Genomic DNA, 12,070 nt, shown 5'->3' with positions numbered 1-12,070 from the left:
CCTGGCCGGCAATGCCGCCAACGTCTTCAGCGTCTACGGCGAGCGCGCCGACAACACCCTGAACTACACCTCGCCCAACTTCGGCGGCTTCAGCGGCCAGGCGCAGTACAGCTTCGGCGAAGTCGCCGGCAGCACCTCCACCGGCCGCCAGGTCGGCCTGTCGGCCAGCTACGCCGCCGGCCCGATCAACGTCATCCTGGCCCATCATGACCAGAATGTCACGGCAGTCGCAGCCGGCCTGACCGTTGACGCAGGCGATGCCAAGACCACCTTCCTGGGCGGCACCTACGACTTCGGCGTGGCCAAGCTGCATGCCGCCTATGCGCGCAGCAAGGGCGAAACAGCCGTCGGCGTGACCAACCTCGACCGCGACGACGCCCTGATCGGCGTGAGCGCACCGATCGGCGCCGGCACCATCCTGGCGTCCTACATCCGCCGCAACGACGACATCGGCGGCGGCACGCGCGATGCGGACCAGTGGGCCATCGGCTACATCCATGCGCTGTCCAAGCGCACCAACCTGTACACCTCGTATGCGCGCATCAAGAACGATTCGGCTGCGACCGTGGGCAGCCCGGCTGCAGCGGGTCTGGATCCGTCGGTCTTCAACATCGGCGTGCGTCACCGCTTCTGATCGCATCTGAGCGCGCTGGCACGATAAGTGCGCTCAGGTGCGCTCTGCACAAAAAAGCGCTGTTCCGCCTTCGGGAGGAACAGCGCTTTTTTGTGCCTGAACTGTGCAGTGGAACGAAGCAGTGTTGACTTAGTAATGGGAGCGTCCTCCTTCCTCAAGGACGGTCGCCGGGAGATGGCAGGGGGTTATCTCCGTCCGCCTCAACCCATCTCCACCCCGGCCCTCCCCTTGAAAGGGATGGAGACTGAGGGAGCCAGGTTGAATCGCGTCTGCATATTCCCTTGGATCGATGCGGTTTGAAATACGAATCTTATACTGAGGCTGCATGACGAGGCGACACTGGCATGGGGGCAACCTGCCAAGCTGAACGGAGTAGCTGCCGCAATCTTGCCAGGCATGATGTCGATGTTGAAAAAGCTTGGCCTGCAGCTTGCTTTGCATTTCCGTTTGCAAGCCCTCGATACTCTGACGCGGACCCAAGTGCCAACCCGGGTTGCGTCCTATAATCTTCCACCATACCTACAACAAGGAGACTCCATGCCTACACCAGGCGCCCGATTCCCGGCTGCGATAAGGCCGCTGTTTCTGGTCCTGCCGCTGCTGTTTGGTAATGCGGCACCGGCCTTTGCCGCATCGGCGGAAGCGGACTCGAGACTGCTTGAAGCGGCGCGAAACGAGCAGGCGGCCCTCATCGTCAGCCTGCAGGACATGGTGCAGATCGAGTCGCCGAGCTCAGATGCCGCCGGGCTTTCCCGCATGGCCGACTACACGGAGAAGCGCCTGCGGCAGCTCGGCGCCAGCGTGGAGCGGCGCAAGGGCTCGGAAGGGCCGGGCGACATCGTGATCGGCACGTTTCGGGGAAGCGGCAGCAAGCGCCTGATGCTGATCGCCCACATGGATACTGTCTACCCGGTCGGCACGCTCAAGAGCCAGCCTTACCGCATCGAAGACGGCCGCATCTACGGGCCCGGCATTGCAGATGACAAGGGCGGCATCAGCGTCGTGCTGCATGCGCTTAAAATAATGAAGGACTTGAAGCTGCAGGACTATGCCCGCCTGACGGTGCTGTTCAATGCCGATGAGGAAACCGGCTCGCGCGGCTCGGGCATGCTGATCGCCGCGCAGGCCGCGGAGCATGACGTCGTGCTTTCCTGCGAGCCGACGCCCGATGTACCCGAGGGCGTGCTGCTGAGCGCGGCAGGAACGGCCAGCGTAACGATGCAGGTGCGCGGCCGCGCCTCCCATGCGGGCGCCGCGCCGGAGATGGGGCGCAATGCGCTGGTGGAACTTTCACACCAGATCCTGCAGACCGAAGACATCGCAAAGTCCGTTCCCGGCACGCAGCTCAACTGGACCGGCGCCAAGGCCGGCGTGGTGCGCAATCAGATTCCCGAGCAGGCGCAGGCCGTGGCCGACATGCGGCTCACCGCGCGCGACGGCATCGAGCGCATGCAGGAGGCTCTGCAGGAGAGAGTGAAGCAGCGCAGGGTGCCGGATACCGAAACCACCATTCACATCGACCGCGGACGTCCGCCCTACGTCGCCACGCCGGCGGGCCTGGAACTCGCCCGCAAGGCCGAGGCCATTTACGCCGAAATCGATCGCAAGCTCACCCTGATTCCCGCCACCGGCGGTGCGACCGATGCCGGCTATGCCGGGCTCACCGGCAAGGCGGCGGTGCTGGAAAGCCTGGGCCTTGCCGGCGCAGGCTACCATGCGCGCGACGAATACATCGTCATCGATTCCATTGTGCCGCGCTTGTATCTGCTGATCAGGCTGCTGCAGGAAGCGGCGCGCTAGCAAGACTTTGATGAAGGCACATGGGCGAAATCATGTCTAGACAAGGAAAGAACACAATAAGACCGAGATCTCGCGCGCATTGTTGACGCGGTATTGGCATGATTCTCTTCGCTCATTGGGCCAACACATCTTTGACGCCCCAACAGGCATGTCAATCCACTGCAATAACGATCATGGGCAGTTCCAAGTATTGCAACGAAGATTTTTAGGGCAGTAGCTGATTTCTAAGGAGGTGCGAACCGCAGAGATACATGCCCGCCCCGAACATAAGCCCTATGGATAAAGGAAGTGCCGCCCCTCCTGTACTTATTGCGGCCCCGATCGCGATCGCTAGGACAGATGCGCCAACAAGTGCGTCGGTTCCGTACCAAGCAATTTTCAAGGCTGTTCGACGAGATGGGTGAAGGAGCTTTTTTAGAAACCCCTGCCGTTTCATCTGTGGCTTTTGATCTGAAAACTCGCGATATGACGACTGTTCTTTTAACCAATCATACAATCGTGTCCCAGGATCGTTAAAGTGCATAGACTCACTTGGCGGGGCTTTTGCGGCAGAAGATATAGCGCTTTGCTGGACATCGCCCCATTTAAGTATTGCGGACCTGGTACCGCGTATACGTCTCGGGTCGGCGCCGAGCGTGGGGCCCTGGCCCGTAAGTGTGTTACGCCCCGGCTCAGTATCATTGCTATTCGGCAGTCTGTGCTGCGACGAACGGTTACTTACCGATTCGAGGTCGCTGCGAGAATTGTGGAACTCGCGATGTTGATAACCGGATTGACCGTTTCTAACTGAAATTCCCATGGGATTCTCTCTGTTAAACCAAAAATAGGAATACGTGGCGATCAACAATGATTGATGTAAATCGCCTTTGTTTCTATTCCTTGAGGTACGGAGCAATTAATTCTGTTATGTGAGTGGCAGCTTGGCTGACGACAGTTCCGGCAGGGCTGGAAAAAAGCCGCAAGGCACATTCGCAGCTGAAAACTCATGTTCAATGCCGGACACCGGTACAATCATGGTCATTTCCGTAACCAAACATCGACTCAACGTGCGCAACCGACTAGCTGTTCTGCATCAGTATCTCCTGCCCAAGCAGGCGCTCACCGTCCTGGCCGGCAAGATCGCTGGCGCCCGGGCGGGCGGGCTGACCACTGCGCTGATCCGCGCTTTCGTCAATTTCTACGGCGTCAACATGCAGGAGGCGGTGAATCCCGACATCCGCAGCTACAACTCCTTCAACGAGTTTTTCACGCGGCCGCTGCGCGAAGGAGCACGGCCTTTCGCGGCTACCGATTTCCTGTGCCCGGTCGACGGCGCGGTCAGCCAGTTCGGCCGCATTCACAAGGACCGGATTTTCCAGGCCAAGGGGCACGATTATTCGACGCTGGCGCTGGTCGGCGGCGACAGGCAGCTTGCGGCACAGTTCGACGACGGCGATTTCTGCACGCTGTATCTGAGCCCGAAGGATTACCACCGCATCCACATGCCTTGCAGCGGCCGCCTGACGCGCATGATCTATGTGCCGGGCGACCTGTTCTCGGTCAACCCGACCACGGCGCGCGGCGTGCCTAACCTGTTTGCGCGCAATGAGCGGGTCGTGTGCGTATTTGAAGGGCAGGATGGGCCGTTCGTGCTGGTGCTGGTCGGCGCGACCATCGTCGGCAGCATGGCCACGGTTTGGCATGGCGTGGTCAATCCGCCGCGCTATCCGGATATCCGCGAATGGCGCTACGACGAGAAGGAGATCCGCATCGAACGCGGCCAGGAGATGGGCCGCTTCCTCCTTGGATCGACGGTCGTGATGCTGTTCCCGAAGAACACCGTGGAATTCAACCCGGACTGGTCTCCTGAGCGCCTGGTGCAGGTGTGCGAGGCGATGGGCGTGCGCCGTCCGGCAAGCTATTGATTCGGCCCGAAAAATGGCGCATTTTTCGGGCCGCTGATCTCACCCTCTACCTTGGGAGAGGGCCGGGGTGAGGGGATCCGGCTCAACATATTTTCGGGTCGGATCTATAGAGCCCTTGCAGGGAAAGGCTTTGACCGCTCCCTGCCGCCCTGGCCTGAATCCTATCTGAACAGGGAAATCATCATCGGCAAGACGTATTCGGTGACGAAGAAGGTGATGTTTTGAGCAAAAGCCATGGCGAATGTTTTCCTTTGGGATGAGTGGCCCGGTGTAACGCAACAGTTCCATCTCATCCTTGGAAACGCCGCTTGTCAGGCGCCGTCGCCGGTCATCTCGGCTTGCGGTAGCCGCTTTCTATCCAGGCTTCGGCGCTGGTGCGGGTCAGCTTGAACGTCGGCGCCACCCTCACCTCGGCGATGGTATCGCCGAAGTCATCGCGTGCACTTAATATTGCGTAAGGATCATCCTCGTCGGGCACGATGTCTAGCAGGACATTGACGTTGCCTGAATCCGTGGACACGGCGATGCTCTTGTGGAGCAGCGCATGCAGTTGCTGCTCATGCCTGCGCAGGACTTCCGATGCGGTCTTGACCAGTGTGGCGAAGGCACCGGCATCCAGCGGTTTCGGATTCTTCTTGTCGCGCCCCATGGTCCAAGGACCGACCAGGGCCGGTTCGGCTTCTCCGTCCTTGATCATTTCCACCGCCCAGCCGTCGTCATCCTCGTTCTTGATTACGCGCGCGGTCCAGCCGTCATCACGCCACAGGCGTGGCTCATAAATCGGCGCTGCCGGATCGGCGTCATTATTGGTGTCTGGAATGTCGTTCATGTTGCTACCGCTGCGGGAATGGGAAGGGACGTCATGATAGTCCACGGCGGCGGCTTGCGCTTGGCGCCAGCTTGCCACCTGCTTGGCACCTCTGCCTGGGACCTCTCTACGGCGGCGCTGCGGCGCGCCTGGAAGGATGCCGGCGCAAATCCGGCATTGCTGAATGCCGCGGGACGCGCCGGGTTCGGAAGGCGGGCCCGATCGGCCCGGCCTGGAAAGATCAGCGTGTGGCGACGATGTTCGACGCCTGCTTGCCCTTGGGGCCCTGGGTTACTTCGAATGTCACCTGCTGGCCTTCCTTGAGCGTCTTGAATCCGGACGCACTGATTGCGGAAAAGTGCGCGAACAGGTCTTCGCCGCCCTGATCGGGAGTGATGAAGCCAAAGCCCTTAGCATCGTTAAACCATTTGACTGTACCGGTTGCCATAAGAAATTCCTCTTGCATGTGCATTGTGAAGTGCCCCTGGCTCAGTATGTGTTTGTTTGTCGGGCCGGGGCGGGGTTATCGAGCAAGTGTTGCGTTGTCTCCTCCTCGACGAAACAGAGTGTATCCAAGCCATATCCAGCTGTGCGATGTGCCGCTATTGATTGAAATCAATATTCCGATGTATGTATGGCAGCCGACATAAGAAATTCATGGCGATGCGGGCCAAAGCTGCGGCGCAGCAAGCGGCAGCACCAGTAATACCAATCCCAAAGCGTAACGTGCCATGAGATCGCGTCTTTTTCCGCCTGCCCGCGTTGTGCTCGTCATCCATGGCCCCGCCATGGAATCCTACCGCGCCTTGCCAGACGAAAAACTCCATCGTTCTCATCGGTTACGTTACGCCTTGGGATTGGTATCAGGCAATGCGGCTTCGGGAGCAGCCTGGATTGTTTGCAAGCCGAGGCGCTCAACCGAGGCGCTCAGTTGGCATGAAGAGGAGGAGATTCAGCAGCGTCTGCATGCTGCTGCGATCCGCTGTTCCGGCTTTGTCTTCAAGGTCGGAAAAACGATTGGCCGAGAGAGTCAGGTAGGGCAGGCAGTGCAGGAGGATGCCCTGCACATTGCCGGAGACCGAAAGGACTGGCCTGCGCTACCTGGAAAATACGCCCGATGATGTGAAGGCGTCTCCGGGCAAGGCCTCAGAATTCTTCCCAGCCATCGGCTGCCGAGACCTTCGGAGCCGGTGCCTTCACCTTGGCCGGCGTCGAGGATTTCACTGCCACCATCGAACCGGCGGCTGGTGCGGCGGCGCGTACAGCGCGTGTGGCCTGTGCGGCAGGGCGCGGCAGAGACGCCGTGCCGGAAGTCGCAGCGGAATGCATGCCGTTCAGCTTGAATACGCCGACGGCATGTGCCAGACCGCCGGCCTGCTCGCGCATCGACTCGGCTGCAGCCGCGGACTGTTCCACCAGGGCCGCGTTCTGCTGCGTGACCTGGTCCATCTGGCTGACCGCCTGATTGATCTGATCGAGGCCGGACGTTTGTTCCTGGGTCGCTGCGGTGATCTCGCCCATGATGTCGGTGACGCGCTGGATACTCTGCACGATTTCTTCCATTGTCGAGCCTGCCTGTCCGACGAGGCGGCTGCCGGCATCGACCTTTTGCACGGAGTCGTCGATCAATGTCTTGATTTCCTTTGCCGCCGCCGCGGAACGCTGCGCCAGGTTGCGAACTTCCGACGCGACCACTGCAAAGCCCCGGCCCTGCTCGCCGGCGCGCGCCGCTTCGACTGCGGCGTTCAACGCCAGGATGTTGGTCTGGAAGGCGATGCCGTCGATGACGCTGATGATGTCGGAAATCTTCTTCGACGATTCGTTGATCGAGCCCATCGTTTCGACCACCTGCGACACCACTACGCCACCGCGGTTGGCCACTTCGGAAGCCGACTGCGCCAGCTGGTCGGCCTGGCGCGCATTGTCGGCGTTCTGCCGGACGGTGGAGGTCAGCTCTTCCAGCGAAGATGCGGTCTCTTCAAGCGAGCTGGCCTGCTGCTCGGTGCGCGCCGACAGGTCCTGATTGCCGGCGGCGATCTCGGTCGAGGCGGTACTGATGGTTTCAGTGCCGGTGCGCACCTGGCTGACGATCTGCACCAGGCTGTCGTTCATGTTCTTCAGTGCGCGCATGAGCTGACCGGTCTCGTCGTTGGACCGCACTTCGATCTTCTGCGTCAGGTCGCCGTCGGCGACGCTCGCTGCCACCTTGACCGCCACGTTCAGCGGCTTGGTAATGGCCTGCACCAGCCACCAGCCGACCAGCGCGGCGAGCACGACGCCGAACAGGATGCCGGCGATGCAGGAATTGCGCACCCACTGGTAGATGGTTTGCGACCGCTCGTACTCTGCCTTGGCGACATCAAGCTGCAGTTTGATCAGCTGGTCCATCTTGTCGCGCATCGGTGCAAACAGCTTGGTCATCGGGCCATGCAAGGCCGCGACGCCTGCCTGCGTGTCCAGTACCTGCAGGGCTTCGGTGGCCGCCTTCAGGCCTTCGGCCATATAAGCCTTTCTGGCTGCAGTAAATTCCTCGGCTACCTTTTTCTCTTCGGGCGTCAGGTAGGTTTGCATGTAGGCGCCCCATTCCTTGTCGATCATCTTGCTGCGTTCGCCGACTTCCTTGAGCGCCTTTTCCACATCGTTTTGCTCGCCGGTAAGTGCCTTGGCGACGGCAGAATTGTTGTCGTTGACGTAACGGATGATGCGGTCGAGCTGTCCAAGCGCCACCAGACGGTCATCGTAGATGGAGCGCATGGAATTGTTGGCATTGTTGAGGCTGGCGATGCCGATGACACCGCCGATGATCAGCTGCAGCGACAGAAACCCGATGACGCCGATCAGCCTTGTCTTGATGGTGAGGTTCTTGAACATGAAGCGCCTATGTGTGAATGTTTTTCAACAAATGGGGCGGAAGGCCGCAATGCAGCAACCCGGTTCGGACCGTGCCTGAGGCCGATGGCGGCAACGCTCCCCCGATCAAAGCCGTTAGCCTGGCGGTATCGCGGAAACTGCCGCAGAGTCCGTGACGTAATGACTCCGATAACATTATCCCAAATCGGGATGCCGGTTGCCAGAAGGAAATTTACCACTACGGAACCGTTGTGTACCAGTCACATTTTGTTTCAGGTGCGGATATGGGACGCGTTTTCATGCAGGTCGGAGCGCTTCAGGCCGGTGGCAGGTCTGTCAGCTTCTCCGCAAGGAAATCGACGAAGCTGCGCACCTTGGCAGAGAGATGCTTGCGGCTCGAATACACTGCGTAGATGCCCATTTCGCCTGACTGGTAGTCCTCGAGCACCTGCTGCAGCCGACCGGCGCGAAGATCGTCGCCGACGATGAAGCGGGGCTGGAAGACCAGGCCTGCGCCGCTGATCGCCGCCAGTCGCAGCATGTCGCCATTGTCGGCCCGGATCGGTCCGCTGCAGCGTACGCTGACCGGCCCTTCGGGGCCCTCGAGTCGCCATTCATCGCCGCCCTGACCCAGGGTATAGCCGAGGCAGGCATGAGAGGCGAGATCCTTGGGCGTGTGCGGAATGCCTTGCCGCTCCAGATAGGAGGGCGCGCCGCAGATGATGATGCGCTCGTCGCCCAGCTTGCGCGCGATCAGGCCGGGTTCAAGCGTCATGCCGATGCGTATCGCAAGGTCGAAGCCTTCATCGACCAGATCGACCTTGCGGTCGCTCAGAGCGATGTCAAGCTTGACCTGCGGATAGGTTTGTACGTACTCGGCAATCAGCGGTCCCAGTCGGTGCTGTCCAAAAGACAGGGGCATGGCAATCTTGAGAACGCCGCGCGGCACGGCTGCCATGGCGCCGGCCACCTGCTCGGCCTCGCTGAGGTCGGCAAGGATCTGGACGCTGCGCTCATAGAATGCGGTTCCCGATTCGGTCAGGCTGAGGCGGCGGGTCGTCCGATTGAGAAGCCGGGTGCCCAGGTGGTCTTCCAGCGATGCCACATATTTGGAAACCATTGCGCGCGACATGTCCATGCGTTCCGCAGCAGCGGCAAAGCTGCCGGCGTCGACCACAGCGATAAAGGCTTTCATGCTTGCGAGAATATCCATACCCTATTGTCAATCAGCAGGAAACAATTTGGCAAGCGGACGGCTCTTTATCTACTCATCGGCATTGAATATAGTGCATGTATTGATTGACTTGCCGAGGATTGATGGTTCGGCAAAGCCGTAACCTCATTGGAGAACTGCCATGACCACTCTACCTGCACTGTTCATCTCGCATGGTTCGCCCATGCTTGCCATCCAGGACAGCCCGGCGCGTGGTTTTCTGCTCGGGCTCGGGAAGTCCCTGCCGCGGCCCAAGGCGATCGTCGTGTTTTCGGCCCATTGGGAATCGCTCGGCGGCCCGGCGGTCAGTTTTGCCGAACGGCCTGAAACCATCCATGATTTCGGCGGCTTCCCTCCCGCCCTGTTCGAGATGCAATATCCGGCCTCCGGCTCGCCCGAACTCGCCGGCCGTATTGCTGCCCTCTTGGAAGAGGCGGGTCTGGCTGTCAAGCGCAGCCCGACCCGAGGCCTGGACCACGGCGCCTGGGTGCCGCTGCGCCTGATGTATCCGGATGCGGATATTCCGGTGCTGCAGGTATCGGTGCTGCGCGGCGGCACGCCGGCCGAGCATGAGCGGCTTGGTCTCGCCCTGTCCGGACTGCGCGACGAAGGCGTGCTCGTGATCGGTTCGGGTTCGCTGACGCACAACCTGTACGAGTTCCGCGGACAAGGCATGGACGCGCCGGTGCAGCCATGGGCCAGCGAATTCGCGGACTGGATGCACGACCAACTGCAGCATGGCCGGCGCGAGGCACTGCTCGATTACCGGCGCCAGGCCCCGCATGCGGAACGCAACCACCCCACTGACGAGCACCTGCTGCCGCTGTTCGCCGCCATGGGAGCGGGCGGCGGCAAGGTAAAGGGCGAGCGCCTTCATTCCAGTTACGAGTACGGCGTGCTTGCCATGGATGTGTATGCATTCGCATGAATTGTTTCGCCCGCCGCCGCGCCAGCTGCGTCGGCAGAACTTTGCCAGTCTTGCAACCTCTATCTGCTGGACCGCAGAAGATGCAAGGACCGCAGGAAATGCGGGCTGTGATGCAGAAAGATTTTGAACAACAACTCAACCCACTCGTTACGGAGATCTACCATGTCTAAAGTGCTTGTCCTGTATTACTCGACCTACGGCCACATCGAAACGCTGGCCAACGCCGTTGCCGAAGGCGCGCGCAGAACCGGCGCCAGCGTGGACATCAAGCGTGTGCCGGAAACCGTGCCGCAGGACATTGCCAAGAACGCGCATTTCAAGCTCGATCAGTCCGCCCCGGTCGCCACCGTCGCCGAACTGGCCAACTACGATGCCATCGTCATCGGCGCACCGACCCGTTTCGGGCGCATGCCTTCGCAGATGGCAAGCTTCCTCGACCAGGCGGGCGGCCTGTGGGCGAGCGGCGCATTGAACGGCAAGGTCGGAGGTGCATTCACATCCACCGCGACCCAGCACGGCGGCCAAGAGACCACGCTGTTTTCCATCATCACCAACCTGCTGCATTTCGGCATGACGGTGGTCGGCCTGCCATACAGCCACCAGGGCCAGATGACGCTCGATGAAATCGTCGGCGGCAGCCCCTACGGCGCTACCACTATCGCAGGCGGCCAGGGCCAGCGCCAGCCTTCGGAAATCGAACTCGAAGGTGCTCGCCACCAGGGCGAACTGATCGCCAAGACGGCGAACAAGCTGTTCGCCTGATCAGGCGAAATTGTTTCAGCGGGCCGCACCCTCAACCGCAAGCTCATGAAATAATGCGCTGGCGAAGCGGCCGGCAGGCCGCGCCAGCGCACATTCAAGGGAGGAGAGCATGGAAATCAAGGTACACCGCGGGCAAGGGCCGCTGCAGCATGTGATCGAAATCGGGAAGCACGCCATCCTCACGGATGCGCCGCGGATGTACGGCGGCGAAGAGACTGGTCCGGAACCGCATGATCTGCTCGCAGCCTCGCTGGCCGCATGCACCGCGATCACGGTGAGCATGTATGCGAAGCGCAAGAACATGGACCTGCAGGACATCGATGTGCGGATCGAGCATGGCCAGCAGGACAATGCCTATCTGTTCACCCGGCGCATTCGTTACATCGGCAACCTCAGCGAGGACGAGCAGCAGAGGCTCACCGACATTGCAAACAAGTGTCCTGTGCACAAGACGCTGGAAGGGCAGATGCGCATCGTTACCGAAACGCTGCCGCAAGGAACCTGAACGCTGCACATGGCAATCGAAGGCCGCAGCACGAAGAGCGCGGCTTGAACTCCATATTCGTGCATAAGTAAAAAGGCAGCGGCGCCGCAAATGGCGCCGCTGCCTTTTTGGCCTCAAGCGATTGTGCCGGATGACGGGTCAGGCCAGCAGATTCTGCGCAACCGCCAGCATGCCGCCCACGTTGATCAGCAGGCCTACCGCAAGCTTCATATGGCGCAGTGAATGGCGTTTCCCGGCCTCATCAAATTTGCCTTGCATAAAGACCTCCAAATAACTATTTGATATCCCAAGCTTAGGCTGGCGATATCCGGAAAAATTCATACTAGTTGCGGAAGAGCCGAATAGCCATTTGAATTCCTCAATTGAATCGGTAGGCGGCAACACTATCGGACTGGTATTGCCTGCCTTGTGTCCGCGGCAAGCACGGTGCAGGCAATGGAATGCATGGACAAAGTCAATATTGTCGAGTATCATGCGGCCCGTCACTGGGGAGTAGCCTCCTTTCATCGCTGAAACATGCTGAAGGGGCTTGCGTCAACACACTTGGTCCACAGACCATGGCGCAAGCGGTTCCAATGCTTGGCAAGACCTTTGACCATATGCCTTCCTTTGGCCGGACGGGCGTGTGGTCAATGGATCTCATGTCCGGCCAGGGAACTATAACAA

12 protein-coding genes and 1 riboswitch are annotated in these 12,070 nt (G+C 60.3%); of the genes, 7 read left to right on the top strand and 5 right to left on the bottom strand.

What is annotated here, in order from left to right; translation table 11 throughout:
- The 3 genes from IGW03_RS32420 to asd all read left to right on the top strand — a co-directional run.
- Positions 1 to 634 (top strand): porin (locus tag IGW03_RS32420; RefSeq protein ID WP_194726584.1); only part of this gene is annotated, 634 nt, incomplete at its 5' end.
- A gap of 537 nt (positions 635 to 1,171) precedes the next feature.
- A complete protein-coding gene (locus tag IGW03_RS32415; RefSeq protein WP_194726583.1) occupies positions 1,172 to 2,434 on the top strand; it encodes a glutamate carboxypeptidase in 1,263 nt (420 codons plus the stop codon).
- A gap of 1,013 nt (positions 2,435 to 3,447) precedes the next feature.
- Positions 3,448 to 4,338 carry an archaetidylserine decarboxylase gene (gene asd, locus IGW03_RS32410; protein ID WP_228536231.1) on the top strand — a complete coding sequence of 297 codons (891 nt, stop codon included), beginning with the start codon at positions 3,448 to 3,450 and terminating at the stop codon, positions 4,336 to 4,338.
- Between the two features lie 328 nt (positions 4,339 to 4,666).
- On the opposite strand, the gene IGW03_RS32405 is transcribed toward asd, so the two are convergent.
- Positions 4,667 to 5,167 carry a hypothetical protein gene (locus tag IGW03_RS32405; RefSeq protein ID WP_194726582.1) on the bottom strand — a complete coding sequence of 167 codons (501 nt, stop codon included), beginning with the start codon at positions 5,165 to 5,167 and terminating at the stop codon, positions 4,667 to 4,669.
- A gap of 220 nt (positions 5,168 to 5,387) precedes the next feature.
- Positions 5,388 to 5,594, bottom strand: coding sequence for a cold-shock protein (locus IGW03_RS32400; RefSeq protein ID WP_194726581.1), 207 nt, complete (start codon positions 5,592 to 5,594; stop codon positions 5,388 to 5,390).
- A 340-nt stretch (positions 5,595 to 5,934) separates the two neighbouring features.
- Here IGW03_RS32400 and IGW03_RS32395 point away from each other — a divergent pair, with 340 nt between their 5' ends.
- Positions 5,935 to 6,267, top strand: coding sequence for a hypothetical protein (locus IGW03_RS32395; protein WP_194726580.1), 333 nt, complete (start codon positions 5,935 to 5,937; stop codon positions 6,265 to 6,267).
- A gap of 25 nt (positions 6,268 to 6,292) precedes the next feature.
- Here IGW03_RS32395 and IGW03_RS32390 read toward each other — a convergent pair whose 3' ends face one another.
- Positions 6,293 to 8,017, bottom strand: a complete 1,725-nt coding sequence (locus IGW03_RS32390) for a methyl-accepting chemotaxis protein (RefSeq protein WP_194726579.1) — start codon at positions 8,015 to 8,017, stop codon at positions 6,293 to 6,295.
- Between the two features lie 295 nt (positions 8,018 to 8,312).
- Positions 8,313 to 9,191 carry a LysR family transcriptional regulator gene (locus IGW03_RS32385; protein WP_228536230.1) on the bottom strand — a complete coding sequence of 293 codons (879 nt, stop codon included), beginning with the start codon at positions 9,189 to 9,191 and terminating at the stop codon, positions 8,313 to 8,315.
- Positions 9,192 to 9,351: 160 nt separating this feature from the next.
- Here IGW03_RS32385 and IGW03_RS32380 point away from each other — a divergent pair, with 160 nt between their 5' ends.
- From IGW03_RS32380 to IGW03_RS32370, 3 genes are all read left to right on the top strand, one after another.
- Positions 9,352 to 10,137, top strand: coding sequence for a dioxygenase family protein (locus tag IGW03_RS32380; RefSeq protein ID WP_194726577.1), 786 nt, complete (start codon positions 9,352 to 9,354; stop codon positions 10,135 to 10,137).
- Between the two features lie 162 nt (positions 10,138 to 10,299).
- Entirely contained in the window at positions 10,300 to 10,899 is a 600-nt protein-coding gene (gene wrbA / locus IGW03_RS32375) for an NAD(P)H:quinone oxidoreductase (RefSeq protein WP_194726576.1), read from the top strand.
- A gap of 109 nt (positions 10,900 to 11,008) precedes the next feature.
- A complete protein-coding gene (locus IGW03_RS32370; protein ID WP_194726575.1) occupies positions 11,009 to 11,404 on the top strand; it encodes an OsmC family protein in 396 nt (131 codons plus the stop codon).
- 138 nt (positions 11,405 to 11,542) lie between these two features.
- On the opposite strand, the gene IGW03_RS32365 is transcribed toward IGW03_RS32370, so the two are convergent.
- Positions 11,543 to 11,878: a hypothetical protein gene (locus IGW03_RS32365; protein ID WP_194726574.1), complete on the bottom strand. Its 336-nt coding sequence runs from the start codon at positions 11,876 to 11,878 to the stop codon at positions 11,543 to 11,545.
- Position 11,879: 1 nt separating this feature from the next.
- Positions 11,880 to 12,063: riboswitch (yybP-ykoY riboswitch) on the top strand.
- The last annotated feature ends 7 nt before the right edge of the window (positions 12,064 to 12,070 follow it).

Source organism: Noviherbaspirillum malthae, assembly GCF_015352985.1.
Taxonomy (GTDB): domain Bacteria; phylum Pseudomonadota; class Gammaproteobacteria; order Burkholderiales; family Burkholderiaceae_D; genus Noviherbaspirillum; species Noviherbaspirillum malthae.
This window is presented reverse-complemented; position numbering and strand designations above follow the sequence as displayed.

What these genes read in the sequence shown, in the direction of transcription:
- IGW03_RS32415 (WP_194726583.1), top strand. Translation starts at nt 1,172, where the DNA reads ATGCCTACACCAGGCGCCCGATTCCCGGCTGCGATAAGGCCGCTGTTT.
- asd (WP_228536231.1), top strand. Translation starts at nt 3,448, where the DNA reads ATGGTCATTTCCGTAACCAAACATCGACTCAACGTGCGCAACCGACTA.
- IGW03_RS32405 (WP_194726582.1), bottom strand. Translation starts at nt 5,167, where the DNA reads ATGAACGACATTCCAGACACCAATAATGACGCCGATCCGGCAGCGCCG.
- IGW03_RS32400 (WP_194726581.1), bottom strand. Translation starts at nt 5,594, where the DNA reads ATGGCAACCGGTACAGTCAAATGGTTTAACGATGCTAAGGGCTTTGGC.
- IGW03_RS32395 (WP_194726580.1), top strand. Translation starts at nt 5,935, where the DNA reads ATGGAATCCTACCGCGCCTTGCCAGACGAAAAACTCCATCGTTCTCAT.
- IGW03_RS32390 (WP_194726579.1), bottom strand. Translation starts at nt 8,017, where the DNA reads ATGTTCAAGAACCTCACCATCAAGACAAGGCTGATCGGCGTCATCGGG.
- IGW03_RS32385 (WP_228536230.1), bottom strand. Translation starts at nt 9,191, where the DNA reads ATGAAAGCCTTTATCGCTGTGGTCGACGCCGGCAGCTTTGCCGCTGCT.
- IGW03_RS32380 (WP_194726577.1), top strand. Translation starts at nt 9,352, where the DNA reads ATGACCACTCTACCTGCACTGTTCATCTCGCATGGTTCGCCCATGCTT.
- wrbA (WP_194726576.1), top strand. Translation starts at nt 10,300, where the DNA reads ATGTCTAAAGTGCTTGTCCTGTATTACTCGACCTACGGCCACATCGAA.
- IGW03_RS32370 (WP_194726575.1), top strand. Translation starts at nt 11,009, where the DNA reads ATGGAAATCAAGGTACACCGCGGGCAAGGGCCGCTGCAGCATGTGATC.
- IGW03_RS32365 (WP_194726574.1), bottom strand. Translation starts at nt 11,878, where the DNA reads ATGATACTCGACAATATTGACTTTGTCCATGCATTCCATTGCCTGCAC.